This window comes from Candidatus Neomarinimicrobiota bacterium (assembly GCA_041154365.1).
Taxonomy (GTDB): Bacteria; Fidelibacterota; Fidelibacteria; order Fidelibacterales; family Fidelibacteraceae; genus Fidelibacter; species Fidelibacter multiformis.
In genome coordinates, this window is record AP035449.1 from 1,318,058 (window position 1) to 1,344,587 (window position 26,530).

General features: G+C 43.6%; 21 protein-coding genes. 16 read left to right on the top strand and 5 right to left on the bottom strand.

The window, feature by feature from the left end:
- The first annotated feature begins 144 nt into the window (after positions 1–144).
- From strainIA91_RS05755 to strainIA91_RS05780, 6 genes are all read left to right on the top strand, one after another.
- Positions 145–1,692, top strand: a complete 1,548-nt coding sequence (locus strainIA91_RS05755; protein ID WP_400168165.1) for a class I adenylate-forming enzyme family protein — start codon at positions 145–147, stop codon at positions 1,690–1,692.
- Entirely contained in the window at positions 1,689–3,773 is a 2,085-nt protein-coding gene (gene fusA, locus strainIA91_RS05760) for an elongation factor G (protein WP_400168166.1), read from the top strand. The genes strainIA91_RS05755 and fusA overlap by 4 nt, the downstream gene beginning before the upstream one ends.
- Before the next feature lies 1 nt (position 3,774).
- Positions 3,775–4,284 carry an HIT family protein gene (locus strainIA91_RS05765; protein WP_400168167.1) on the top strand — a complete coding sequence of 170 codons (510 nt, stop codon included), beginning with the start codon at positions 3,775–3,777 and terminating at the stop codon, positions 4,282–4,284.
- 78 nt (positions 4,285–4,362) lie between these two features.
- Entirely contained in the window at positions 4,363–5,643 is a 1,281-nt protein-coding gene (gene hisS, locus strainIA91_RS05770; protein ID WP_400168168.1) for a histidine--tRNA ligase, read from the top strand.
- The gene (locus tag strainIA91_RS05775; RefSeq protein WP_400168169.1) at positions 5,612–6,547 is read left to right on the top strand and encodes a lysophospholipid acyltransferase family protein; all 936 of its coding nucleotides are present in this window, start codon (positions 5,612–5,614) and stop codon (positions 6,545–6,547) included. Before hisS ends, strainIA91_RS05775 begins: the two co-directional genes overlap by 32 nt.
- A gap of 45 nt (positions 6,548–6,592) precedes the next feature.
- On the top strand, positions 6,593–8,731 hold the full coding sequence (locus tag strainIA91_RS05780) for a histidine kinase dimerization/phosphoacceptor domain -containing protein (protein ID WP_400168170.1): 2,139 nt from the start codon (positions 6,593–6,595) through the stop codon (positions 8,729–8,731).
- On the opposite strand, the gene strainIA91_RS05785 is transcribed toward strainIA91_RS05780, so the two are convergent.
- Positions 8,728–9,981, bottom strand: a complete 1,254-nt coding sequence (locus strainIA91_RS05785; RefSeq protein ID WP_400168171.1) for a glycerate kinase — start codon at positions 9,979–9,981, stop codon at positions 8,728–8,730. The genes strainIA91_RS05780 and strainIA91_RS05785 overlap by 4 nt on opposite strands.
- Before the next feature lie 41 nt (positions 9,982–10,022).
- Here strainIA91_RS05785 and strainIA91_RS05790 point away from each other — a divergent pair, with 41 nt between their 5' ends.
- The 3 genes from strainIA91_RS05790 to strainIA91_RS05800 are packed head-to-tail and all read left to right on the top strand — an operon-like array spanning position 10,023 to position 12,075.
- A complete protein-coding gene (locus tag strainIA91_RS05790; protein WP_400168172.1) occupies positions 10,023–10,646 on the top strand; it encodes an ATP-binding cassette domain-containing protein in 624 nt (207 codons plus the stop codon).
- Entirely contained in the window at positions 10,643–11,440 is a 798-nt protein-coding gene (locus strainIA91_RS05795) for an ABC transporter permease (RefSeq protein ID WP_400168173.1), read from the top strand. Before strainIA91_RS05790 ends, strainIA91_RS05795 begins: the two co-directional genes overlap by 4 nt.
- Positions 11,437–12,075 carry an L-threonylcarbamoyladenylate synthase gene (locus strainIA91_RS05800; protein ID WP_400168174.1) on the top strand — a complete coding sequence of 213 codons (639 nt, stop codon included), beginning with the start codon at positions 11,437–11,439 and terminating at the stop codon, positions 12,073–12,075. Before strainIA91_RS05795 ends, strainIA91_RS05800 begins: the two co-directional genes overlap by 4 nt.
- A 2-nt stretch (positions 12,076–12,077) precedes the next feature.
- Here strainIA91_RS05800 and strainIA91_RS05805 read toward each other — a convergent pair whose 3' ends face one another.
- Entirely contained in the window at positions 12,078–12,920 is an 843-nt protein-coding gene (locus strainIA91_RS05805; RefSeq protein WP_400168175.1) for a DUF4835 family protein, read from the bottom strand.
- 120 nt (positions 12,921–13,040) lie between these two features.
- Here strainIA91_RS05805 and strainIA91_RS05810 point away from each other — a divergent pair, with 120 nt between their 5' ends.
- From strainIA91_RS05810 to strainIA91_RS05835, 6 genes are all read left to right on the top strand, one after another.
- Positions 13,041–14,849: a carbamoyltransferase gene (locus tag strainIA91_RS05810; RefSeq protein ID WP_400168176.1), complete on the top strand. Its 1,809-nt coding sequence runs from the start codon at positions 13,041–13,043 to the stop codon at positions 14,847–14,849.
- A gap of 132 nt (positions 14,850–14,981) precedes the next feature.
- On the top strand, positions 14,982–15,248 hold the full coding sequence (locus strainIA91_RS05815; protein ID WP_400168177.1) for a hypothetical protein: 267 nt from the start codon (positions 14,982–14,984) through the stop codon (positions 15,246–15,248).
- Between the two features lie 10 nt (positions 15,249–15,258).
- Entirely contained in the window at positions 15,259–15,417 is a 159-nt protein-coding gene (locus strainIA91_RS05820) for a DUF5989 family protein (protein WP_400168178.1), read from the top strand.
- Positions 15,418–15,425: 8 nt separating this feature from the next.
- Positions 15,426–17,360, top strand: coding sequence for a hypothetical protein (locus strainIA91_RS05825; protein WP_400168179.1), 1,935 nt, complete (start codon positions 15,426–15,428; stop codon positions 17,358–17,360).
- Complete coding sequence (locus strainIA91_RS05830; RefSeq protein WP_400168180.1) at positions 17,350–19,254, top strand: hypothetical protein; 1,905 nt, start codon at positions 17,350–17,352, stop codon at positions 19,252–19,254. Before strainIA91_RS05825 ends, strainIA91_RS05830 begins: the two co-directional genes overlap by 11 nt.
- Positions 19,255–19,292: 38 nt before the next feature.
- Entirely contained in the window at positions 19,293–21,311 is a 2,019-nt protein-coding gene (locus strainIA91_RS05835; protein WP_400168181.1) for a urocanate hydratase, read from the top strand.
- Here the strand turns inward: strainIA91_RS05835 and strainIA91_RS05840 are convergent.
- Genes strainIA91_RS05840 through mltF form a run of 3 tightly spaced genes read right to left on the bottom strand, consistent with a single transcriptional unit; the run spans position 21,308 to position 25,990 of the window.
- A complete protein-coding gene (locus strainIA91_RS05840; protein ID WP_400168182.1) occupies positions 21,308–21,529 on the bottom strand; it encodes a zinc ribbon domain-containing protein in 222 nt (73 codons plus the stop codon). The two genes, strainIA91_RS05835 and strainIA91_RS05840, sit on opposite strands and share 4 nt — an antisense overlap.
- On the bottom strand, positions 21,522–24,530 hold the full coding sequence (locus strainIA91_RS05845) for a hypothetical protein (RefSeq protein WP_400168183.1): 3,009 nt from the start codon (positions 24,528–24,530) through the stop codon (positions 21,522–21,524). The genes strainIA91_RS05840 and strainIA91_RS05845 overlap by 8 nt, the downstream gene beginning before the upstream one ends.
- A gap of 14 nt (positions 24,531–24,544) precedes the next feature.
- A complete protein-coding gene (mltF, locus tag strainIA91_RS05850) occupies positions 24,545–25,990 on the bottom strand; it encodes a membrane-bound lytic murein transglycosylase MltF (protein WP_400168184.1) in 1,446 nt (481 codons plus the stop codon).
- 71 nt (positions 25,991–26,061) lie between these two features.
- Here mltF and strainIA91_RS05855 point away from each other — a divergent pair, with 71 nt between their 5' ends.
- Positions 26,062–26,529, top strand: coding sequence for a GNAT family N-acetyltransferase (locus strainIA91_RS05855; protein WP_400168185.1), 468 nt, complete (start codon positions 26,062–26,064; stop codon positions 26,527–26,529).
- Position 26,530 lies beyond the last annotated feature (1 nt).

Sequence of the window (26,530 nt, forward strand, 5' to 3'; positions counted from 1 at the left end):
AAACATCGTTTAAAATTTAAGGGGATACTCCAAAGAATCAAAAGGGACAATTAATCATATCCCCATGAATTGAACATAACTTTCTGAATTGACTAATGATCAATCTATGAGTAACTTCACAAGCTTAAGAAGTGAGTATCAGATATGAAATTTTCAATGTCTTTGTACTCAAGTTTTTTTCAGATTACAAAGCAAAAACATGATAAAATTTTCCTCACCCATGGTGAACAGAATGATACGTACCATGATGTTCTGGATAAATCCCTGCAAATTGCCGGATTTTTACTGGATTCCGGTGTAAAAAAACGGTCCCGTATTGCACTCATGCTCCCTTCTTCACCGGAATTCTTCTATATTGTATTGGCTTTATCCCGTCTGGAATGCACGGTAGTTCCTGTTGATCCCCATTTTAAAGCCCTGGCTCTCAGACATGTTTTGAGTGATGCCGATATTCCTGTGGTCATCTATCACAGGGATTATGAAAAAAGTGTGGCGGATGCCATCGACATTCTCGATAATGTTAAGACAGTAATATCTGTTGGTGGAAAAGGAGAGCTTTCAGAGTTATACATAGACACCACATTAAAACATGCCCTTTATGGCGGTCCTTTTAACCCGGACAGCCAGCAGGAAGCGGTTATTTTTTTCAGCTCCGGTACCAGCGGTCCTTCCAGAGGCGGCATTTTCAACAATCGCCAGTTGCTGATGAATGCCCAATCCTTTAATGAAACCATGATCCTCCATGAAAATGAATCTTTGTGTGCCCAGTTTCCCCTCCATCATTTCTGGGGATTCACCACAATTCTCGTAAGTTCTCTGATCAAAGGGAACAGGGTCATTTTAAATCAATCAACAACGTTACCTTCTACACCGGATGATGCCAAAGGCATGATTCTTATCGGGGATACAAATTATTTTGAAACGCTTTCCGAATCTGTCCGGGAACTTCCACCAGGTCTTTTATACGGAATTACTGCAGGGGGACACTTGAAGCCGGATGTCCAGCAGTGGTTTTATGAAACGTTTCATTTCCCGATTTTCAGAGGATATGGCCTGATCGAAGCGGGACCAATTATTTTGATCAACAACGATGAAAGCAAGCTCCGTTCCATCGGAATTCCGCTGCATAATGTTTCCGTTTCGATCCGCCAGGAAGATGCCGTTGTTACAGATCAGAAAATCGGCGAGTTATGTATTCGGAAAGAATCGGTTGTATCAGGTTTTACTTCAGGGCAGGAAAAATTAAATGAAGCATTGAACAAGGGCTGGTATCATACCGGGGATCTCTGTTATCAGGATCTGGACGGGTACATCTATTTTGTAGACCGTATTGAAAACCGTATCCGGATTAATGGATTTGACATGTTTCCGGAAAGTGCGGAAAATATCCTCAAAAAGCATCCCAATATCCGGGAGGCGGTTATTGTAGGGATTCCGGCAGACAACCGGGGGAATGAAAAAGCTATTGCTTATGTAGTGCCTGATAAACTGAGCCAGGCTGATTCTGAAGCCCTGAAAGAGTATCTCAAAGGGAAAATTCCACGCTATCAGATCCCCGCGGATTTCATTTTTCTTAATCATTTACCTGCAGGAGCCACCGGCAAAATCGCCCGGCAGACAATTCGCAGAAATGCCATACACCATAACAATAAAATGAATAATTTATCTTCAAAACCGGAGGACGATTTATGAAAACATTCGATACGAAACAAGTTCGGAATTTTTCTTTAATGGGACATTCCGCCAGCGGCAAAACCATTCTGTCTGATGCTCTTTTACTTCTGGCCGGTGAAATCAGCCGGATCGGATCTGTTGAAGAGGGCAGTACCACATCGGATTATTCCAGCGATGAAATTGAACGTCAGATATCTATTAAAACTTCATTAATGCATTTTGAAAAGAATGGTGTGAAATGCAATATTCTGGATACACCGGGCTATATGGATTTTGCCGGAGAAGTGATTAGTGCCGTGAAAGTCACGGAAAATGCCATGATTCTGGTCAATGCTACATCCGGGATTGAAGTGGGAACTGAGTTTGCGTGGAATTATGTGAATGATTACAAAACAACAGCCATGGTCGTTATGTCCATGTTGGATAAGGAACATACACAATTTGATACAATTACCGACAGCATTCGGGATCGTTTTTCCAACCGGATCTATCCCATTCAGTATCCCGTCAATGCCGGTCCTGCTTTTGACAGCATCATTGACTTGCTGAAACGGAAGATGCTGGTTTTTGATAATAATGGTGCTTATAAGGAAGAGGAGATACCGGCGGAATTCAAAGATACATTTGATACACGGTATGAAGAACTGGTTGAAATGATTGCAGAATCGGATGATGCCCTATTGGAAAAGTTTTTTGAGGCAGGAGAATTGACGGAAGAGGAACTGAAGGATGGACTGCGGCAGGCTATCCTTGAACGGAATTTCTTTCCGCTGGTATGTGTTTCATCTGAAAAGAAAGTGGGGATATCCCGCCTGATGGAAATAATGGTGGATTATTATCCTGATCCGTCACAAAGCACAGAGTGGAAGGTGAAAAAATCCGGTGATGCTGATCCGGAGCCTGTAACCATCGATGAAAAAGGTGTGACAGCCCTTTTCATTTACAAAACCGTCCATGAACAGCATGTTGGGGATATCTCCTATTTCAAGGTGATCAATGGAAGCCTGAAAGTAGGGGATGAGCTGAAAAATCCGAAGACCAACACATCCGAACGCTTTGGAAATCTATTTATCCTGAATGGTAAACACCGGAAAGAAGTATCCGAAATCAAAGCCGGAGATCTGGGTATTGCCGTCAAGTTAAAAAACACCATGACCAATCATACACTGGTTAATTCCAAAGAGCCCTGGCAGTTTGTAGGAATCAAATATCCCGAACCGGTTATTCGTGTAGCCGTTGAAGCGGCAGCCAAGGGTGATGAAGAAAAAATCGGAACAGGCCTGGCACAGATTCAGGCGGAAGATCCGACTTTTCATTATGTTGTCGATTCCGAATTGAAGCAGACGATTGTATCGGGTATGGGAGAAATTCACCTGGATATTTCCCTGAAGAAAATTGCCCAGCGTTTCAATGTGGAAATAGTGCAGGTACAACCCAAAATACCTTATCGTGAAACCATCCGAAAGACAGCCACCGCCCGTTACCGGCATAAAAAACAGTCCGGTGGGGCAGGGCAGTTTGGTGAAGTGGAACTTCGGATTGAACCCCTGCCTCGTGGGACAGGCATTGAATTTGCCAGTGAGCTTGTGGGGATGAATGTAGACCGTTCGTTTGTCCCATCTATTGAAAAGGGTGTCCGTCAGGCTTGTGAAGCCGGCCCTCTTTCCGGAAACAAAGTGATCGATGTCAAAGCGGCTGTCTTTGATGGTAAACAGCACCCGGTAGATTCAAAGGACATCGCTTTTCAGATTGCAGCCCGGGGCGCTTTTCGGGATGCCTTTGCTAAAGCAGATCCGATTCTGCTGGAACCCATCTATGAAATCGAAATTACCATTCCCGAAGAATACATGGGTGATGTGATGGGCGATATTTCTGCCCGTCGTGGAAAAGTGCTGGGTATGGATTCAGACGGACATTTCCAGATCATTAAAGCAGAAGTCCCTCTGGCTAACCTCTATAAATATTCCAACACCCTGCGCTCCCTTTGTCAGGGACGGGGATACCACCGGAGAAAATTCAGTCACTACGAATACGTTCCAAGGGAAATTCAGGAAAAAATTGTGGAAGAGTACCTGAAAGAACGGGAAGAAGGACATTAACATGGATTATCTCTGGGCTCCCTGGCGGATTGAATATATCCGCCGGGATAAATCAGAGGAAGAAAAATGTATTTTCTGTCAGAAGCCCTCTGAAGATGATGACGAGGAAAACCTGATTGTGTATAGGGGAAAGTACACCTTTGTGTTGATGAATCTCTTTCCGTATAACAATGGTCATCTGATGATAGCCCCTTACCGGCACACATCGGATTTCCTGTCTCTCACAGATGATGAAAACCGCGAAATGACTAAACTCACTCAAGTATCCCTACGGGTTCTTGAGACCTGTTTGTCCCCTCAGGGATACAATATCGGTTTGAATCTTGGAAGTGTAAGCGGAGCCGGAATTGCAGATCACCTTCATCAGCACATAGTACCCCGATGGCTTGGGGATACCAATTTCATGCCTATCATTGGTCATACCAAAGTCATGATCGATGGATTGAAAGAGACCTGGAAAGAGCTTCACGACGGGTTTATCAGGATACAAGATACCGGGAATTCCGATTAACATTTCCCGGCCTTTCTTTGGATACATTAATCTGATATCCCTGTGGATTCAGAGATAGTGAATAACGATTGGGGATTCATGAAATCACTAAACGCAGTAAAAGGGACCAAAGACATACTCCCCTGGGAATCGCCGATCTGGCACCATGTGGAATCGGTTTGCCGGGATGTTTTTTCCTCTGCTTTCTATCAGGAAGTCCGAACGCCGGTTTTTGAGAAAACAGAGCTCTTTGCCCGGGGGATCGGCGAATTTTCTGATATCGTCAGTAAAGAAATGTATACCTTTCAGGATAAGGGAGGAGAATGGCTGACCCTTCGGCCGGAATACACTGCTTCTGTGATTCGCTCATACATTCAGCATCATTATGAACAACAGTCTCCACTTCAAAAATTGTGGTATGTGGGTCCCCTGTTCAGACAGGAGCGCCCCCAGGCCGGCCGGCTCAGACAATTTCATCAATTTGGAATTGAACTCATCGGTTCTGAATATCCTGAGGCGGATGCTGAAGTGATTACTCTTGCGTGTCAGTTGTATAAAAAGGTCGGACTCCGGGATTGGGAGCTCCATATCAACAGTATCGGAAATACAAAAGACCGGCTTAAATATATCCAACGGCTGTCAGATTCCCTGAAACCTCATTTTAACGATTTCTGTCCTGTTTGCCGCGAACGTTTTGATAAAAATATTCTCAGGCTTTTTGATTGTAAAAATGAATCCTGCCAGAAACTTCTGGATGACCATGCCCCGAAAATCATCGATCATCTTTCCCCTGAAGATAAGTCCCATTTTGATGAAGTATGCACATTGCTGGATGTTCAGGGGATTGCATATACCATCAATCCCAAGCTGGTCCGGGGACTGGATTATTATACCCGTACAACCTTTGAAATCAAAGGGAAACAGCTGGGTGCCCAGGATGCCCTTTGCGGCGGTGGCCGCTATGACAATCTGGTGGAGGAACTGGGAGGAAAACCGACACCGGCAGTCGGATTTGCAGCAGGTATTGAACGGTTGATTCTGGCACTTGAAGCGGAAAAGAAATCAGATATAACGGGAGCACGTCCGGATCTGTACATGGCTACCCTCGATGTGGCATCGTATGAAGGGATTTTAAAAACATGTACCGCACTGAGAGACCAGGGCTACATTGTTGAAACAGACTTGTTGCGCCGCAGTGTAAAAGCCATGATGCGGGATGCCAATAAAAAACAGGCACGGTATGTGACCGTGGTCGGCCCGGATGAGCTGGAATCGGGGACCCTTACACTGAAAAACCTGGAAACAGGCAAAACCAGTCAGGTTTCATGGAATGAGCTTGGGAAAGCCCTTGGAAAAGAAATCTATACGCCTAAAATATAAGCTGGAATATTCTGTACTTCTTTTTGTACGGTTTTTAGCCAATGTTTTGCCCGTCTCTGTCTCAGAATGGATTGGCCGCCGATTGGGTGATATTGCCTGGTATTTTTTTCCCTACCGTTTTCAGGTGATGATGTACAATATGGATATTGTATTTCCTGAGAAATCCCATGAATATAAACTTCATTTGGCCCATCACTCTTACCGTTTTTTCGGGGAAATGGCTGTTCAGTTTTTCAGTCAGAACAAAAAGAAGAACAAAAAAAGAATTTTGTCGGCGGAGATTCAGGGTCGTGAATTTCTTGATAAAGCCCTGAATAAAGGGAAAGGTGTCATTTTAACGGCTCTTCATTCCGGAAACTGGGAGTATGTGGCATCCTGGTTAAATATGAGTGGGATTACTACCTCGGGAATCTATAAACCGATGAAAAATCCCCTGAGTGATGAATTTTTTCTCTCTTTGCGTCTGAATATGGGAGATGCAATGCATATGATTTCAACACGGCAGGGCATGAAAGCTTATGAAAAAGCTCTTAAACAAAATCATGTGCTGGCTGTAGCTGTTGATCAAAATGCGCACGAAAAGGGAGTTAAAGTCCCCTTCTTTAACCGGATCACGTCAATAGCAAAAGGAACTGCCGTCCTCAAATTCAGAACGGATGCAGAAATATTAGGAATGGTACCCCTCTATCAGCATGGGAAATTTTATATCCATTTTTTTCCGGTCAATGATGAACCTATATCTGTACTGAACGACGAAACCATCGGACAAACCATGAAATCTGTCATGAAAAGCTTTGAACCCTGGATTGTTCGGTATCCTTCTCAATGGATGTGGTTTCATAAATTATGGGGCAGTCCTGATAAAACGTATAAACGAACATTATATCAGATACTTCGGTATTAAGGTCTTATGAACTCCGGAAAAACCCAACATTTATCTGCTTTATTGATGAATATCCTTCTGTGGATCCCCGGGATTTTTATTGCACTTTTTAACCATCGGTTTTTGAACCAATCTATGATTCTCACTCAATGGTCTGTTCTGATTCTCCTCTTTGGAATATTGAGCATTTTTTATTATATGGGGCGTTTAAAGACATGGGAAATATTTCGATACTTACATGTTCTTGTGATCATCAACCTCTTTTCAGCCCTCTTTTTTGTGTGGGTTTCTCTGTTTCTGGGGGATTACTTTTTCTATACAGGCTTTGTCTTTTTTTTGCTCGTTTTCTATTTTGTTGTGTATTTCTATAAATTATCATTCAGGGACATACTTTTATACGGATTGAGTACTTTGGTTCTGTTAGTGCTCAGCCTTCCGTTTTCACGATTTCTGTTCCAAAAATCCGTCAATTCCATCATTCTGATCTATTATCTTTTCCTGATCCTCTCGTTTACTGTCGTAGCTCTGTTTATTCTGGCAGAAAGATACATGTTTTATAAACGGGGAAACCATTTGATTCAAACAAAAGGTGATTTCCTGAGAAACAAGACAAGGATTCAGGAGGATGTAAGCCTGTCATTTTATTCTCATTTAAACGCTCTTTTTCTAAAAATGACCAGTCCATCCATTTTGGAAAACTATCCGGAGATGATTTATCAGCTTCTTGAATTGACTGGCCGGTATTGCCATGCAGACAGGGCATATATTTTTAAGTTTTCAAAGGATGGAAAATACGTTATCAATACGTATGAATGGTGTCATCAGGGAATTAATTCACAGATCACAAATCTCCAGCACCTGCCCGTTGCCGATTATCCCTGGTGGCTTAATCAATTGAAGAAACATGAGATCATTTATTTTAAATCCCTGAGTGAGCTGCCTGTTGAAGCGATTCATGAGAAAGAAATTCTTGAAATGCAGGATATTTCGGGAGCTCTGGTTGCAGGCATCTATCGGAATCAGAATATGACGGGGTTTGTTGGATTGGATTATGTGACAGGAAATGATCAGCTTGAGACTGCCTATATTTCCGTCATGAAGTTGATTTCTGGCATGCTTTCATGTTTGTACAACCGGCTTCAAATGACTTTTGCCCTCTATTCGGAAGATGAAAATGGATTTACACTGCCTGAAAGTAAGACTTTTAATCAGGAGATACTGGCCCGAAATTTCTATACCGCCGTCATGAAGACTCCGGTTCTGGTAGTAGATCATCGGCTGAGAATTGTGACAATGAATCTGAAAACACGGGAGGATTTTTATAAGGCCCGCCGGTTAAATCCGGAAAAAGATGTGAAAGAATTTTTATTTATCAGCGAAAAAGAAAGGCCTGCATTTAAAAAGAATTTGCAGGAAGCGTTATCTTCTGATGAGATCCTCTCCGCCCTTTCAGATAAACCCTGTCGGTTAGGGGAGGCATACTATGCTGTGTATTATTTTAAAATATTGGATGATTCCGGGAATACAAAAGCCTTGATTCTATATTTTATTGAGATGACAGCCCAATATATGAACCGTTTACATCTTATAAAATCTCTTGAGGAGAAAGAACTTCTTCTCAGCGAGATTCATCATCGTGTGAAAAACAATATGCAGATTATGGCAAATCTGATGGATTTGAAAGCGATGATGATTAATGAGCAGAATGCGCTGTCTGTGTTTTATGATACCCGGGACAGATTGAAAAGTCTTGCTCTCCTTCATGAAAAACTTTATGAAAGCCAGGATTCCGGAAAGGTTAAACTGAATACATACCTGAAAGAACTGGCTGCCAATATGATTTTTGCCTTTTCAGGGGAGAAAAATATCAACTTTGATATGATTAAAGCTGAGCCTGTGGAAGTCACCTTTGATAAAGCCATCACCCTGGGCATGCTTATGAATGAAATAATCGTCAACAGCATGAAACATGGTTTTTACGACAAAAATGAAGGAAACATCACTCTCAGCTTATCAAAAGAGGATGACCAGCTTATCCTTGAGATTGGAGACAACGGCTCCGGTTTTGATGTGACATCCGTTTCAAAAGATACCCGTACCCTGGGATTGAATTTGATTTCCGGTTTTATCCGCGAACTCAATGGCAGCCATGAACTCCGTTCAGATGCAGGGACACATTATAAAATACGCATTCCCAACACCTAGGCAGGTTTATCCACATATGCGACAAACAGATCATTTAAATGAATACCGGTATAGCCTGTTTTTATTAGTCCGTTATGTGATTTAAAAAAGGAGTATGTATCGTTATTGTACAGGGCTCTTTCTCCTTCTTCCACCATGTCCTTCGTGAATTGCTGACTTGTCATGACAGCTCCGGCAGCAGCGGTTGGTCCATCAACTCCATCAGATCCTACACATGCCACACCCCAGGTGTAAGGTGTTTGCTGTAATTCAAGACCGGTTTTCAATGTCACCTCCATGTTTCTTCCACCGATGCCGTTTCCGCGGACTGTTACTGATGTTTCTCCGCCACCAATATAATAAACAGGCGTTGTTTTCACTGAAGCAGCTATATATTCGGCAATGCGTTTCCCACAGTCTGAAGCCTCACCGGAGAGGGGAAAGGGGAGCAGGCGACATTGCTTGCCCTGTTTCTCAATATTTTTTCTGCATGCTTCAATCAACGTTTGGTTGTTTGAGATGAGTGTAGTGCTGACATGACGAAAATCAAAATTTATTGTATCCTGGCCTGTTTTCTTGATAATGTTTGAATCCAGGCCGTATGCTGATAATATTTCCCGTGCCTTTTCAGGCGTCCCTGTGTCTGGTGTTACCGGTCCGGAAGCAATCAGATCAAGATTGTCACCCACCACATCAGACATGATGAAAGCTTTTATTTTCCGGGGATATAGCAATTGAGCCAGTTTTCCACCCTTTACGGCAGACATTTGTTTGCGGATGGTATTTAGTGTCTGAATATCTGCTCCTTTTTTCATAAGATTTTTTGTTACGTCAGATATATCCTTTATACTCAATCCGGCCTGTGGAATTTCAAATAAGGCTGAACCACCGCCAGACAGAAGCAACACGATGTGTCCATAATCAGGGATGTCTGTCAGAATCCTGTCCAATACCTCTCTGGATGTTCGCTCAGTTTTTTCTCCTGGATAGGGGTGTTCTCCCAGATAAATTGACAAATCATCAGAATATTTTTCCGGAAGATATTCTGAAGAAGTGATTACACAATTCAATGCCGGAGTTACCAGGACATGGCGTAAGAACACTTCAGCCATAGAAACAGCTGCTTTTCCGATGGAGAGCAGGGCATAGGGAGTCTGGATAGTCAGGTCGTTCAGCCAAAAGGGAAAAATTTTTTCCGGGTGGCAAGTCCGGATGCTTTCGAGGATGATATTCTCCAAATCCCATGCTATATTTCCATTGCTTTTTCTCATCTGTATCTCCAATGATTTCAAATGAACGATAAGGAGTGATTTTGATAAAGTTTGAAAACATTTATGTGAAAAAAAAGGATAAAGTCGTTTTAAATCATATCTCCGGGGAGATCCGGGAAGGAGACAGGGTTCTCATTACCGGACCATCAGGAAGTGGTAAAACAACACTTCTCAAAACACTCCTTTTTTTTGACTATCCCGAAACGGCAGATATCCGTTTTCAAAACCAGAAAATAGGTAAAAAAGATATTCACCATTATAGGTCCTCATTTGGATATATCGGACAGAATCCACCAGCCTTTACAGGTAAAACATCTTCCCTCATGCGCTTTATGGTCAGGGATATTGTTGAAAAACAAAACCGGCTGAAGGAGCTTATGTTTTTTTTCTCCCTGGAGGATGAATTATTGGAGAGCGCTTTCGTGTCCCTCTCAAATGGTGAAAAACAACGGATAAACATCATCATTTCCTTGCTGTTAAACCGGAACATCTATTTACTCGACGAAATCACATCGAATCTTGATCCTGAAAATGTCCAGAAAACCATCCGCTGTTTCTCCCGTGAAGATTTTACATGCCTTGTGGTGAGTCATCAGGAAGAATGGCAGTCCTTTGCGACACGCCGGTGGCATCTCAACGGATCTTTGAAGGAGGTAAACCCATGAATACACAGGGAACCTTTGACATTCCTATTATAAATATTGTCATGTATAGTTCCATTCTCATTGTTCCCCTATTAATATTTATCTGGCTGGACCTGAAGGTGTATAAAGATTTATTCATTTCAATTGTCCGGATGATTCTTCAATTGATTCTTATAGGCCTTTATTTGAAATACCTTTTTATCTATGACAAAATCTGGCTGAATCTTTCCTGGGTTCTCATTATGATCCTTGCCGCGAATTTTACCATTCTAAAAAACAGCGGCATGCTCAACAAACGTATTTATCTGACAACCATTCCCGTATATATCATCATTGTCGTTCTGGTTTTTCTCACGTTTTTAATACCATTGGGATATGAAAACCTTCGGTCTGCCCAGTATATGATACCCTTGATTGGCATGATCCTGGGGAATATCCTGAGCAGTAACATCATCGGTTTGCAACGCTTTTACGAAGATCTGATTCATCACGAGGATGATTACATACAGTTTATCCTGGCCGGAGCCGGTTTTATCGAGGCAATCAAACCCTTTGCCCGGCATGCACTAAAAACATCCATTATGCCCAAATTGGGGATCATGGCAACGATGGGACTGGTTTCGATTCCCGGAATGATGACCGGACAGATTCTGGGTGGTGTGCCTCCGGTTGCCGCCATTAAATATCAGATTATAATTATGATCGGCATCATTTCATCTGCCACTTTATCCGTGATCTGTTCAATCCTGGTGTCTGCTGTTTTAAATTTTGATGCTTATGGACGAATATGCAAAGATGTAAGAGATCTTTTATGAGGAATGATGTTCAAAACTATGAAGAGAACAAAAATCTAATTCTTGATGTTTTCCGGTCAGGAGGGATTGCAGCCTATCCGACAGATACAATCTTTGGTCTGGGGGTAGATGCTTTAAACCCTGATGCCATCAAATCCCTGTATTATCTAAAACAAAGACCTGAAAAACTCCCATTCAGCATTCTTTTTCCTCATGTAGATAAGATCCTTGAAATTGTGGATGTATCCGAAAAATGCAGAGTATTTCTAACAGGTGTGTTTCCCGGACCTGTCACAGCCGTGTTGCCGTTAAAAGATCCTCACTGTTTTTCATCCGGGTTTTTATCCGATGAATACGCCGGATTCCGGATACCGGATCATCCCTTTTGCCGGTGGCTTTCCCATCATTACGATCATCCCGTCATAACCACGTCGGCGAATCCTTCCGGTATGGCACCCTTATTAACGCTTGAAGAAATCAAAAAAGTCTATCAGGATAGGGTTCATTTGTATATCGATGACCCGGTTGACGGATTTTCCCGTTCCAATTTACCCAGTACGGTTTTTAAAATAAGCCGTGATGACAAAATAAATATCCTCCGGGAAGGTCAAATTCCAGGAGAGAAGTTATTGGAAAGTTTTTTAAACATTTCCTGAGATCAGTAATATTTGTCTACAATCGAATCAAAATATTTTTTTTCATTGGGAGTGATATCCCGGTATAAAGGCATAAATGAAGTATCTTTTAGGGCAGACAAGAAATATTCGGCATCTTTGTAATGACTTTCGATAAAATCATTGGTGAATTTGTCTTTATTCCGGATGCGGATAATTTCCTGAATCAATGAGAGAGATTCTTTTAATTTGCTTAAAGCTAGATCCTTTTTTTGATCTTCCACGGCCCAGAAAGCTTCGCTCAGGTAAAAACGGGCTTTCCGGAGTCTGTAATTCCGGGTAATCGATTCAAAATCAGCAATCCGGCTGCGCCATCCGGAACTCCACCGGCTGGACTGGCTTCTTTGGATAATCTGGTTGGCTTTTTCAAAAATAGCATTTCCTCCTAAAAGCTCAATCGCATCCAGTTCTGTACCCACAATCAGATATCCGTAGTAATCAATGATGTCAGTCAACGGATTGAATATTCCCATGGACCGATATAACGATGAACCACTGGAATATTCAAATTTCCATTGGGGATCGTAATACCGCTGATCGTAATCATTGGTAAAAAATGCCTCACAGGTATACACCCGGTCTGTCCCGCTTTCATCAATGCTCCGGACAAAAATGGAGATGCGGTAGGGTATCTGAAAATCATAGGTTTCATCTGAGAAGGATTCGGTTTGGATATATTGGGCTATTTGCTGTTCAAGTTCCTCTATTTCAGGAAGATATGAGGATTCAATTCTCTCAGAATCAATGCTGACATTTGGAATTAAAACCTGTCCACAAAGAAAAAAGGGGACAAGTAAAATAAATATAATAATTTTATTTATTGTCATGGATAACTCCTTATTTAACCATACTCGAATTTAGGTGACCTGTTCATCTTTGTAAAGATATAATCACGCTTGTTCCCTTAGGGATTATCCCGTATTTTTTCACAAAATTTCAGGGGAGAGATGGACCTTATTCTTGGAATATCGGCCTATTACCATGACAGTGCCGCCGTGATTATCAAGGGAGATATGATTCTAGCGGCCGCCCAGGAAGAACGGTTTACCCGGATCAAACATGATCCTTCATTTCCTGAACATGCCATCCGTTATTGTCTGGAAGAAGCCGGAGTTTCTCCTTCAGATCTGAAAGCCGTCGCTTTTTATGATAAACCCTTTTTAAAGTTTGAAAGGATCCTGGATACCTATCTGCACTATGCTCCCCGGGGACTTTTTTCCTTTACAAAGTCTATTCCAGTGTGGATAAAACAAAAAATCTGGATTAAATCACTGATACAAGAGCAATTGCCTGGATTTAAAGGGGAATTATTATTTACCCGTCACCATCAGGCCCATGCCTCTTCTGCTTTTTTCCCTTCTCCCTTCGAAAAAGCCGCTATTGTCACTGTTGATGGAGTAGGGGAGTGGACCACCACCAGCATCGGGGAAGGTCATGGGCATTCTATACGCATGATGCAGGACATCCATTTTCCTCACTCTTTGGGACTCCTGTATTCGGCATTTACATACTATTGCGGCTTTAAGGTGAATTCGGGAGAATACAAACTGATGGGACTTGCTCCATATGGCCGCCCGGTATATACACAGATTATCAAAGAACACTTAATCGATATCCGGGAGGATGGCTCCTTTCGTATGAACATGTCTTTTTTTAATTATGTTTCAGGTCTTACAATGGTAAACCGGCGATTTGAAAAATTATTTGGTTTTCCACGACGAAAACCGGAGGATTCCCTTACCCAGCCCTATATGGACCTTGCCCGGTCTGTCCAGGATGTTACCAATGAAGTGATGTTGAAAATCGCCCGATATGCAAAAGTCCTGACAGGTCAGGATTCCCTCTGCCTGGCCGGAGGTGTGGCTCTTAATTGTGTGGCCAACAGCCAAATCCTGAAGTCTGGACTCTTTTCAGATCTCTGGATACAACCGGCTGCCGGTGATGCAGGCGGTGCTTTAGGTGCTGCTTTATCGGCTTATTACGAGTATTATGCTCACCCACGGACTGCAGTAAGACCGGATTCACAACAGGGCAGCCTGCTGGGACCGGTTTACAGTCAGCAAGCCATAGAATCTTTCCTGCAATCCCACAGTATTAAATACAAGACCTATGATCAGGAATCCCTGACGGATACAACAGCAGAGTTTTTAAATCAACAAAAGGTAGTTGGCTGGTTTCAGGGACGCATGGAATTCGGGCCACGGGCCCTGGGAAATCGGAGTATTCTGGCCGATCCCAGATCTCCGGAAATGCAAAGACAACTGAACCTGAAAATAAAATTCCGGGAATCTTTCAGACCCTTTGCACCCTCGGTTTTGAAAGAATTTTCCCAGACGTATTTCGATCTTAATACAAGCAGTCCCTATATGCTCTTAACAGCTGATGTACTTAAAGATCATCGTCTGAAAATCCATGAAGAGAAAGAGGGTCTGGAAAAGTTGCATATCCAACGCGCCACTATTCCGGCAGTTACCCATGTGGATTTTTCTGCGCGTCTTCAAACTGTTCACAAGGAAACGAATCCATGCTTTCACAGACTAATCACAGCATTTTATCGTCTTTCCGGCTGCCCGATCCTGGTCAATACATCTTTTAATGTGCGAGGTGAACCCATTGTTAATAGTCCCAAAGATGCCTTTAGCTGTTTTATGAATACAGAAATGGATGTTCTTGTCATGGGACATTGTATTATATTAAAAGACGAGCAATCCCATCTGGATCCTAACGACTGGAAAACCTCTTACTGTAAAGATTAAATGAATATCTCCTTTCACAACATCCAAACAAAAACCTCCCGTCAGTTTGTCTTGATTCTATTGGGGGTTCTCCTTGTTTGTCAAACTATTTCACTATTTAAGGGGAATAACCCCAATCCGGTTTTACTCATCATGACAGGGCTTTTAGCTTTCCTTTTCCTTTTACCGGCAGTTGTTACCCGGAGTCTTTTCTGGGGCGTCATGGTGATCACCGGTGTTTTGGGAACGATTTTAACGTTTCTCCTTTTAACTGTGGTATTTTTTCTTCTTATTTTTCCTTTGGGATTTTTTCGCCGGATACTTGGAAAAAGTCCCCTCGATGATAGGATAGAAAAAGAAAATCGGACGTATTGGCGTCCGGTGCATGATGACCACAATGATATGACAAAACAGTATTGAAGGTAAAGCCATGGGAAAATGGATAATTATCAAAGAATTTTTCCAATATGCCCGGGAGAATAAGCGGTATCTCATCTTACCTATCGTGATGATTCTGCTGTTATTGGGAGTCATTATTATCTTTTCACAGGGGAGTGCCCTGGCGCCATTTATTTATGCCTTATTTTGAGGGTTTGAATGTCTGTAAAAAAATGGAAAAAAATGCTCTTTTCAATCCTGCTGATGCTGGCAGGTATATCCCTCTTTGTCCTGACGGAATGGGTACTTCACCTTTTTCATCTGGGGGAAGAGTATACCCTTGTGGAAGAGCTGGAAATTCACCATAAACCATATTACCGGATTAACCGGAATTTTCCCGAAAAGTACTTCAGATCTCATGAAACTGCCCCGGAATTCAGAGATGAGATTATCCCGCGCTATAAAGGTCCTTCTGAAAAGCGGATACTGGTGTTGGGGGGGAGTACAGCCTTTGGCTTTCCCTATTCGTATAACATTACTTTTCCGGATATGCTGGAAGGATTGTTGAACCGGGGGGATCCGGATCATATATGGAATGTGATCAATCTGGCAACATCCGCCATTAACAGCTATTCTGTTTCTGATATCCTGGAACACACACCCGTTCTTGAACCGGATGCTTTGATTCTGTATATGGGTCACAATGAATTTTACGGAGCTTTTGGCAGTGCATCGTCTGAACGGGGATTTACGTCATATTTTCTGACTCATCTGCTGATGAAAGTCCAACAGACCTATCTTTTCCAGGTCTTGCTGAAATGGGTTAACCGCGCCCTGCCAGATGAAATCACCGGAGATCCCCTGATGGCCAGGGTTGTAAGGAAACGCCAGATTCCCTATGGCTCGTCACTTTATTTGAAAACTCGTCTGAATTATATCAAAAATCTGCACAGGATTCATAAAATTGCTGAAAAAATGGGTATTCCCGTATATATCGGAACTCTCACAAGTAATGAACGGTCTCAAATTCCCTTTGCATCCGATTTTCAGGATGAAGCTCTAAATCAGCAGACACTTTATAACGAATTTACTTTTTTATTGGAACGGGAAGACACAACCGGTGTGGAAATGTGGCTGAAAGATATGGAACTCTGGGAGCCCCAGTCCGCACTATTTGCCTATTGCAGGGCAAAATACCATGAATGGCAGGGCAGACCCGACAGTGCTTCCTATTTTTATACTTTAGCCAGAGACCTGGATGTCCTCCGATTCAGAGCCGGGTCGGACTGGAACGTGGCAATCCGTCAGTTTGCCCGGGAAAATGACTGGGTGTGTGTGCCGGTGGATGAGGCTTTTCATAACGTTTCTGCTCCTTATGCCCCGGGAAATAACCTCTTTCATGAGCACGTTCATCCAAAGGAAAATGGATATATGCTTATGGCGGAAACCTTTTTCAAGAGCCTGACAAATTCTGGCTTTTATCAATACGGAATTTCTGACGATGAACTATTGTCTGATTTCAAAACAACGTATCCCATTACCCCTTTTGAATTAAAAGCCGGCGAACTGACGATTAAAAAACTCATGTCCAGATGGCCCTTTGTTTCTGATAATCAACCATTTACATTTAATCCTTCAAACACGACCGAATACTATGTCTGGGAATATCTGAACGGAAATATCAGTTGGGGGAAGGCCAATCAATCCCTGACAGATTACCATATCAACCGGGACGAGAATGATCTGGCTATCCGATATGTGAACAGTATCCGGGCCGTTTTGCCCCATGAAGCCGCTCCGGTAATCCAACTGGCTCATATCCTCCTGGATCAAAACCAGATTGATCAAGCCCTGCAGGTTCTAAGAAAAGTGGATGAAACCATGGATGATCCCCATCTCTGGTTTCTTGAAGGATCTGTCTATTTAAACCGCCATGAATATGATTTTGCCATATATGCCCTGAATAAAACGCGGAGAATCATTTTGAAAAATCCGTCTTCCTTTCATCCTGAGATGATATCCCGGCTTTATCAGCACCTGTTCAAAGCTCTTATGATGACCGGTAGGACGGAAGAGGCGGATATCGTAAAAAAAGAATCTGAACAAACCTTTCATCTGAATATCAATGCGGATACCTTAAAAAATGCTTCTTAATACTTCATCGAAACGAAGGATTCTTTATCGTCTTATTTTTCTAGTACTGATTATCGGATTTTTTTGCCTGATAGAAGTGGGCTTTCGTTTGGCAGGATATGGACACTCATACCGGATTTGTGTTGAAAAAGAGTTTAACGGTCATTCCTATTTGGCTATAAATCCCGATGCTGGAGAAAAATATTTTTTCAAAAAGGTTAAACCGGATATATCCACAGATATGTTTCTCAAAGAGAAACCTGAGAATGCCTACCGTGTTTTTGTCCTTGGTGGATCTACAAGCGCAGGCTATCCATGGGAATACAACTTTTCATTTTCCAATATCCTGAAAGAGCATTTATCCCACTATAAACCTTCATATCACATTGAGATGGTAAATTTTTCAATGCCGGCGGTGAACAGTTACGCTGTTTTGGATATTTTCCGACAGATTTCACGTTATGATCCCGATCTGGTCATTGTATATACCGGACACAATGAATTTTACGGCAGTATGGGTGCCGGGGGAGGAGGGACCTCCATCCTCCTGAAAAGACTCGTCCTGGTGCTCCGGGATCTCCGCTTTTATCAATGGATGGAGGCAGGTGTTGAAAAAATCATATTCAACCACAGGGAACAGGATGTTTCAAATCTCATGCACCGTTTGGCGGGAGAAAAACGTGTGGAACCGGATAGTCCCCTTCGATCAGCAGTGGCCCGTCAATATCGAAAAAATCTCAATGCGCTGTGCCGGCATGCCAAAAGGCATCAAATCAATCTTTTACTTATGAGACCTGTCAGTCATGTGACGGAATTTCCACCTTTTGAATCATCAGGTGCAGCGGATCAGCAGCTCATACAAAAAGTGATTGATTCTGTAACATTCATGATTCGAAAAGGGGAATATTCAGCGGCTTCCCACGAGTTGAAAAAACAGCTTAAAATAACTCCCAATGATGCCCATTTGCACTATCTGCTGGGTCAGTGTATGCTCTCACTTCAACATGAGGATACAGCCCTGATGCATTTTAAACAGGCCCGGGATCTGGATGCTTATCCTTTCAGAATGCCCGGGCGCCTGGACTCTGTCCTTACCCGGGTAGCTGTTACTTGGTCGGTACCAATATTTGATACCCATGAGGTTCTGGCATTGCATCAACCTCAGAATTACGACCGATATTTCTGTGATCATCTGCATTTTTCCATTGAAGGATTAAAAAAGGTGGGGGAATCTCTGGCGGAATATTTACTTAACAGACCGGTTCAACTTCTGGATCACATGGACCACTTTACACGGCTGGATTCCCTGTTGGGGGAAATCCGCCTGGATATTTTGTTGAGAACCTGGCCATATACAGAGGATTTTCATGTTACACGTCCCCATTTTATTCCTGAAAATGATTATGACCGGATTGTGATGAAGGTATGGGAGAATTCTCTGAGTTGGGAAGAAGGCCATGTTTACGCTGCCCGGCTCCTTGAAAAAGAGGGAAAATTGAATGCAGCCATCCGGGAGTACCAGGCTTTATGGCATTTGATGTCCTTTAATGAAGCGCCTCTGGTGGAATCAGCCCGTCTTGCCATCCAGTTGAAGAATTGGAATGATGCCGAAACGTGGAGCAGTAAAGCTCTGGAGATTTTTTTCAATGCCAGGGCTTTGTGGTACAGGATCCAGGCTGAAGCCGCCCGGGGGCACACCGGTACAATTCTTTCGCTTATGGAGTCTTACCGGGATCAGATATCACAAAGTGATCCGGAAATCAAAGGTGTTTTATACTATTTTGAGGGATGGGCCTATGCCAACCGGAAAGAATACGGAAAGGCACTCAATGCACTGGATAAGGCTTTGGATGTTTTACCTGGATATCGTCAGGCTTTGAATCTCAAACATGACATTCAGGCTGTTTTTCAATAAATTTATTCGTACAACACATAATTACAGAGGTATCTGTCATGAATCATGAAAATCAGGGATCCGTGATAACTATTGGTCTTTCAAAGGAATTACCCCCTGATCCGGTTTTTGATCCGGGAATCCGCCGGGCACCGGACCGGGGGTTCAGACTAAATGAAATGGAAACACGTCAGGCGTTGAAGAATGCCTTACGATATATACCTCCGGAACTCCATGAAAAACTGGCTCCGGAGTTTTTGCAGGAATTGAAATCACGTGGACGGATTTACGGGTACAGGTATAAACCGGCAGAACGGCTTTGGGGCAAACCGGTGGATTCTTATAGAGGCATTCTTCCCGCCAGGGCCTTGCAGGTGAATATTGATAATAACCTGGATCCCGATGTGGCGCTTTATCCCTATGAACTGGTGACTTACGGAGAAACAGGGCAAATTTTCCAAAATTGGATGCAATACCGTCTGGTTAAACAATACCTGGAAATCATGAGGGAAGATCAGACACTGGTCGTCAGCAGCGGGCACCCTGCCGGACTCTTTCCGTCCCATGAAAACGCTCCCAGGGTAATATCCACAAACGGTCTTTTGGTTGGTGCCTGGGATAATCCTGAAAATTTTCACACATGTGCCGCCCTGGGGGTAAGCAATTACGGACAGATGACTGCCGGCGGCTGGATGTATATTGGTCCCCAGGGCATCGTTCATGGGACCTACATCACACTCCTGAATGCTGGAAGAAAATATCTGGGCATCCCTGAAGATAAGGATCTTTCTGGTGTTCTTTTCATTTCTTCCGGATTGGGTGGCATGAGCGGTGCCCAGGCAAAAGCCGTTGAAATTGCAGGGGGCGTGGGTATTATCGCTGAAGTGGATCAATCTAGAATCAAAACCCGATATGAACAGGGATGGGTGTCAGAAGTTAGCGATGACCTGGATAAAGTCGTTGAATTGGCGTTTACGTATCAGAAGAAGAAACAAGCCGCCTCTATAGCTTATTATGGTAACGTAGTGGATTTGCTGGAATATTGTGCCAACAAGAAGGTTCCTGTTGAACTGTTGTCAGATCAGACCTCCTGTCATGCCGTTTATGAGGGAGGATATACTCCGGCCGGTCTTAGCTATGAGGCCGGGAGGGGCCTTTTGAAATCCAATCCTTCCCTGTTTCGTGAAAAAGTAAACGCGTCTTTAAAACGGCATTTTGAGTGTATTCAAAAACTTGTTCAACAGGGAGCTCATTTTTGGGATTATGGAAACAGCTTCATGGCAAGCATTTTTGAAGCAGGTGAGGTAAGGATTGCCAAAAACGGTAAAGATGTATCAGAGGGCTTTATTTGGCCCTCATACGTGGAAGATATCATGGGTCCCATCTGTTTCGACCGGGGCTTCGGTCCGTTCCGCTGGGTTTGTCTGAGCCGGAAAGATGAAGATTTACGAAAAACAGACCAGGCTGCGTTATCCTGCATAGATCCTTCAAGGAGTTCACTTCACCGGGATAACTATCACTGGATAGAAACGGCAGAACAAAACAAGCTGGTTGTAGGCACAAAAGCGCGGATTCTTTACGCAGACGAAGAAGGGCGGATTCAGATTGCCCTGAAATTCAACGATCTGGTTCGTAAAGGAAAAATCGGTCCTGTTTTACTGGGCCGGGATCATCATGATGTTTCAGGCACCGATTCACCGTTTCGTGAAACCGCCAATATTTACGATGGCAGCCGTATCACCGCCGATATGTCTGTCCAGTGCTTTGGAGGAAATATTGCCCGCGGCATGACCCTGGTGGTTTTATCCAATGGCGGAGGGGTTGGCATCGGTCGTGCCAGTAACGGCGGAAACGGTATTTTGCTGGATGGTAGCGACAAAGCAGACCGGGTTGTTGCATCAGGACTTTCCTGGGATGTTATGGGTGGTGTTGCCCGGCGGAGCTGGGCAGGTAATGAACCGGCCATCAAAACAGCCGGATTGTGGAATAAAAACCATACGGACGGTCATATAACCATGCCCTATAAGGCAGATGAAAATTTGTTGACGGATGTTATTGACAAAAGCAGAAAACGCTAACCCCGGGTGAAGAAATCAAAAATATTACCCAGGGCTGTCGTTTCCGATTTGTAAAGCTCAGTGTAACGGCAGCGTGTACAACTGACTGCGACAAATTTTTTATTCTGGACATCAAAAATTTTGCTGAATCCTCCACCGGTTGTCCGGATTTGGTCTACTTCATATTCGGTGTGACCGCATTTGGGACATTTGTAGTTTAATCGGGTTTGATTATTCATCGTGATTTTCCTTTATATGTGATAATGTTTTAAATACAAAATGCAAGAGCGCATTCCGTTCGTGGGCAGTAGGAATGGATTCAAAGGGAATCCCCAGAGCAAAGACGGAATAATTATCATGATACAAAGTACCGGCGCTGATATTGTTGTCAGTATAACGGAACAGCGTACAGACGGCGTGATCTTTGACCGGTTCTATCCCGTCAGGGGATTCTACAGCATACAGGGTGTCATTCAACTCTGCGACATAGGAAAAGAGGGAGGGAGTGTCCGGAAAATTATTGACTGCCCGAATTCCTCCGCTTCGTGACGCATAGTTTGTGCGCCACGTGAACTTGAGGATATCTTTACAAAATTTTTGGTCCTCCGGATATGCCAGGGCATCGGTCCCGATATAAGCACCGCTGACAAGAATAATCCCATCTTTCCGCCCGGAAAAGTCTGTCAATACACGTTTCAGAGAAGGAGTCCACACACGGTACTTCGGTTTTTGGAGTGGTTTGACTCCGGGTGTGGTCTTTTGTTCGCCGTGAATGACATCCAGGAGTGCATAAGGAGAGAGAGAAAAGGATGTATCCTGTAAGACACCGGTTTGGCAGGAGGCAAAGGAATAGCCCTGTTCCAAAAGCGCCTGACCATGAACAGCTGTATAGTCGAACGTATTACCGGCGATGATGTCTGTCTCGTAATCAGCAAAGCTGGCTCCGTGCCCCGGATTGTCATCATCCAGCCATTTGACATTTCTGTTATATTCGTATTGTGCCCCCACATAACTTATATCCTGTTTCCATGGAACGCCCTGATCCAGAAAATCAGCAAAACCTGCAATCGGGTCTTTTTCAAGAGTCGCCGGAGCACTCACCCGCTCGAAGTTATAAATCACAAGTGCCGTGTCTTTACCCTCAGCAATCCCTGCAGATAATACTACCGATGGGAAACTTTCTCCGCCGGCATTGGCAGCCGTTACCCTGAAAATGTAAACCGTATTCTTTTCGATCTCAGGGATCGTTATAAAGGGATCATTACAGACCCGTGGAGCTCCAAAAGCCCCGTTGTTTTTTCGCATATACACCAGGTAATAGTCGGGATCCGCCGAGGGTTCCAGAGGATCAGGGACACCCCGCCAGCTTAAATTCAAATTATTTCCCTGAAGCAGAACGGAAAAATCTTCCACAGGCAGTGGTTGTACTGTGTAGGGGCGGTTTTGAGAGGTGGCTAAAAATTTTAAGATTGCCTTGTAAATCGACCGTGATACATCGAAACGAAACTGTGGATCCAGGCCGAATTTCATATCCAGAAAGTTATGATGTGATAAGAGTTCCAAAAGTCCGGCCGGAACGTTGGGTTTCCATGCTTCATTATATTTCCGGTCCCACAGCCCCCGCCGGCTCCATGCCGGGTCGTATAAGCGGCGCAGATCATCCACGATTTGTGTTTGCACGATATCGGCAAAATCCCGGTTGGCTATGCGGTTTACCCCATCGGGAAACCAAAGTGTATCTTTCAGTCCTTGTGAACTGTAAATCATTAATGTTCCAATGACGGTATCAGTCCGTGCCGATCCGGCATCGGTGTGAAAGGCGAGGGACAGATCCACAGGGATATTGAGTCCTTTTACATCTTGTCGGGCTGAATCAACGTAGGTTCCTCCCAGGTAGTTCACCCAGGCGCCACGACATTGATAGTCGTCATTATAATCCAGGGTATCCTTATTCAGATCATACACCAGTGTATCGGGAAATCCGGCATACTGTAGGTAATATCGGGCTCCTTCAACAAAACGAGGTCGGTGGCTAATTCGGCCGTTCCGCGAAACATTTCCCATCCCGCCTCCCAGACGGATGGCATCTGCTGTGATCACTTTACCGGAAGCCCGGGATTGATTTGTAAGCACGATGGAACCTGATTCCGGATGTATTCCCTCATGAAAAGGATATGTCCCGGCGTAAACCCATGTATGGTATCCCATGGTTTGATTTGCCAGTATCCGGGTGCGTCCTCCGGAATGGTGAACAATATATTCGGCATCATCGACTGCTTCGGATGTATCTGCCCAGGAAAGATAAAGTGCATAATCTCCGGTTTCGGGAATATCCGGTATGTAAACGATGGAATCAGAAGCCACAGTATCTGAAAGCATATAAATCCATCCACCGGAGCGAAAAGGATTTTCGCCACTTTCATAGGGTGGATTGCCGATCGAAAAACCAGGGGATCCTCCATATTGAACCGATTGATTGTATTTTATACGAGAAGGAGCGGTAGATGAATCCTGATCAACGATGACCTCATGCGTCTGAAGATCTCTTTCGCGGGGGAAAAGAACGGTGCAGCCGGCATTTTCCAGCATAGGTGCCAAAAAAGGCAGGGTATAAGCCATGGGATAGATATCCTCTACTATTTGAAACACACGGGCTCGTTGCCATTCCCAGCGATCCAGACGATTTTCATAATACCAGCCGTGACTATGCCACAAAGCAATGTGGGCACCGTATAAACCATTGTAAGGACGGACCGGATGGTCAGGATATCGGACAAGGGGAACAGGGGGGAAGGGTTTCGGAATTGCCATGCGGCTCTTATCGTAGTGTGTTGAATCCGTACGGAAATAATTGGGGATCAGTTCATACAGTTCATACCCGTTACTGTAAATCATCACGTTTGCATCCCTGAATCGCCGGCCGGCGGATCTGAGAATCTGGGACCGTAACCAGTTTACCTCATCCTCACGGTATGGTTTGAATGCAAAAGCACGGTTCATATAAAGTTCAATCGTCTTTTCATCCTCATGATATGCCAGTGAATCCAACTGTGCATAAGGAGGAATCAATCGGTGAAAAGGATCTTTTCGAATCACATCCAGGTAATCCTGGATTCGGTTGTATAATCGATGCACCGATCTGTTATCAGGATAAATCGGGATTTTTTCAGGTGGGAAGATTGGTAAAGTTGCACAGGATGTCAGGGATATAAAAAACACAAATAGAAGAAATTTTTTCATAAGTTGTCAGATCCTCATTGCGTTTGAAGTGCTTCAGTATTTGTGGTATCCGGATTCAGCTCCTGCGGCTGGAACAGGGTTTGTTCCAGAATATCCCGGTAATTGACAATTCTATCCACATAACGAACCGGTTCCATTCCCCTGGCATACCCAAAGGTCAGTTTTGAATAATATTTCGGTTGGCTTAAAAGGGGAAGGACCGATTTCAGGTCGTGCCAGGAGTCTGGATTTCTGCCCAGGTCCGCTGCTAACCTTCGGGCGTCTGTTAGATGACCGAATCCCACATTGTATGCTGCCAGGGCAAAAAGATAGCGATCGTTAGGCTGGACGGACAAAGGGATCCGGTCAATCAATCCTGCCAGATAACGGGCACCACCAAAAATGCTCTGTCTTGCATCCAGACGGTTGGTCACATCTACTGTCTGAGCAGTTGTTTGTGTGAGCATCATAAGTCCACGGACACCAGTGGGGCTGATAGCCCGTGAATTCCAGTGAGATTCCTGATAGGATTGAGCTGCTAAAAGAGTCCATGGGATGTTGTATTTATTTCCTGCTTCTTCAAACCATTTGCGGTAAAGAGGAAGCCGGGTTTCAATACGCCAGTGAAAAGTCCGGATATCAAAATAATCGAAAAACTCATAATATCCGAAATACTTGGCCACCAGCTCATCCAGATATCCGCTCTTTTTTATTTTTTTAAACCATTTTTTCGCATAACGCTCCAGATCATACCCGTTTTTTCTCAGGATCCAGGCGACTTCTTCTGCTTCACTGACAGGAAACAACGGGATGAGTTCTGGAAAATAGCGTCGGTAGAGAGAAATAATTTTATCATCACAAATGGTGACATCTATCTCACCAAGCCAGACCTTTTCAAGAATCTGTTCAGTGGATAATACAGTAGTGGTATCCCACTCCAATGCAGGATACTCTTTTTTCAACCGTATTAAATTCTCTTCAAAGCTCGTCCCTGCCACAATAACCGGTTTAAACTGAAGCAAATCTTCCATAGATCGTGGCAGATTCCTAAATCTTTTCCCCACCACATACTGAGTCACTTCATAATACGTCGGACCAAACAGGTATTTGTTCTGCCTTTCCCGGGTGCGGGTCATACCGGCTGCAGCGATGTCCCCTTCTCCGCTCTGAATAGCTTTTAAAACTTCATTAATGTTGTGCTTAACCCGGAACTCCACTTCAACACCCAGGGATTGGGCAAATAATGTTGCCAGCTCATATTCCATACCTTTTGGACCGTCTGTTCCGTAATAATACGTGGAAGATGTATTGGTTGTAAGAACGATGAGCTTTTTCCGCTTCCGGATAGTATGTAAACTTGAAAGTAAAAGGCTGTCCAGTGCAACCCCCATCCCAATTAGAAAGGTAAAAGATACCGAGATGATAAGGATCAGACGATGTTGTAGTGTGTGATTTCTACTTTTTTTTGTATACTTGCTCAAGTTGGGTATTATTTTTTCTGTGATTATACCTGCTTCAAATGAATATGTCAACACTAAGTCCCTGAATTTGAATGGATGAAACAAAAATTACACTCCACCGCTGGCAGGAACCTGCAGCCCGTCACATCATACAAAAAATTCGCTATGAAGTCTTTGTTGAAGAACAAAAAGTCCCTGTGGAAGAAGAAATAGACCGTTTTGATCCTCTTTCACTCCATATTCTTGTTCATTTGAAAACCCGGAATGGTGTATATGAGCCTGTGGCTACCGGCAGACTGATCCCAGATGGACATATTGGCAGGATTGCAGTATTAAAAGGCTATCGAGGGCGGGGTATTGGTCTTCTCATGATGGAAATCCTGGAGAAAAAGGCCATGGATAAAGGCATAAGTACCGTGGAACTGGATGCCCAGTTGCAGGCACTCCCGTTTTATGAAAAAGCCGGCTATATCGCGTATGGCGGTGTTTTTATGGATGCGGGAATCCAACATAAAAAAATGAAAAAAATCCTGAACAACCGAAACGATGAAATGTCATAAC

What these genes read in the sequence shown, in the direction of transcription:
- strainIA91_RS05800 (WP_400168174.1), top strand. Translation starts at nt 11,437, where the DNA reads ATGAGGAATGATGTTCAAAACTATGAAGAGAACAAAAATCTAATTCTT.
- strainIA91_RS05780 (WP_400168170.1), top strand. Translation starts at nt 6,593, where the DNA reads ATGAATATCCTTCTGTGGATCCCCGGGATTTTTATTGCACTTTTTAAC.
- strainIA91_RS05855 (WP_400168185.1), top strand. Translation starts at nt 26,062, where the DNA reads ATGGATGAAACAAAAATTACACTCCACCGCTGGCAGGAACCTGCAGCC.
- strainIA91_RS05795 (WP_400168173.1), top strand. Translation starts at nt 10,643, where the DNA reads ATGAATACACAGGGAACCTTTGACATTCCTATTATAAATATTGTCATG.
- strainIA91_RS05835 (WP_400168181.1), top strand. Translation starts at nt 19,293, where the DNA reads ATGAATCATGAAAATCAGGGATCCGTGATAACTATTGGTCTTTCAAAG.
- strainIA91_RS05815 (WP_400168177.1), top strand. Translation starts at nt 14,982, where the DNA reads ATGACAGGGCTTTTAGCTTTCCTTTTCCTTTTACCGGCAGTTGTTACC.
- fusA (WP_400168166.1), top strand. Translation starts at nt 1,689, where the DNA reads ATGAAAACATTCGATACGAAACAAGTTCGGAATTTTTCTTTAATGGGA.
- strainIA91_RS05825 (WP_400168179.1), top strand. Translation starts at nt 15,426, where the DNA reads ATGTCTGTAAAAAAATGGAAAAAAATGCTCTTTTCAATCCTGCTGATG.
- strainIA91_RS05845 (WP_400168183.1), bottom strand. Translation starts at nt 24,530, where the DNA reads ATGAAAAAATTTCTTCTATTTGTGTTTTTTATATCCCTGACATCCTGT.
- hisS (WP_400168168.1), top strand. Translation starts at nt 4,363, where the DNA reads ATGAAATCACTAAACGCAGTAAAAGGGACCAAAGACATACTCCCCTGG.
- strainIA91_RS05765 (WP_400168167.1), top strand. Translation starts at nt 3,775, where the DNA reads ATGGATTATCTCTGGGCTCCCTGGCGGATTGAATATATCCGCCGGGAT.
- strainIA91_RS05830 (WP_400168180.1), top strand. Translation starts at nt 17,350, where the DNA reads ATGCTTCTTAATACTTCATCGAAACGAAGGATTCTTTATCGTCTTATT.
- strainIA91_RS05840 (WP_400168182.1), bottom strand. Translation starts at nt 21,529, where the DNA reads ATGAATAATCAAACCCGATTAAACTACAAATGTCCCAAATGCGGTCAC.
- strainIA91_RS05805 (WP_400168175.1), bottom strand. Translation starts at nt 12,920, where the DNA reads ATGACAATAAATAAAATTATTATATTTATTTTACTTGTCCCCTTTTTT.
- strainIA91_RS05820 (WP_400168178.1), top strand. Translation starts at nt 15,259, where the DNA reads ATGGGAAAATGGATAATTATCAAAGAATTTTTCCAATATGCCCGGGAG.
- strainIA91_RS05810 (WP_400168176.1), top strand. Translation starts at nt 13,041, where the DNA reads ATGGACCTTATTCTTGGAATATCGGCCTATTACCATGACAGTGCCGCC.
- strainIA91_RS05755 (WP_400168165.1), top strand. Translation starts at nt 145, where the DNA reads ATGAAATTTTCAATGTCTTTGTACTCAAGTTTTTTTCAGATTACAAAG.
- strainIA91_RS05785 (WP_400168171.1), bottom strand. Translation starts at nt 9,981, where the DNA reads ATGAGAAAAAGCAATGGAAATATAGCATGGGATTTGGAGAATATCATC.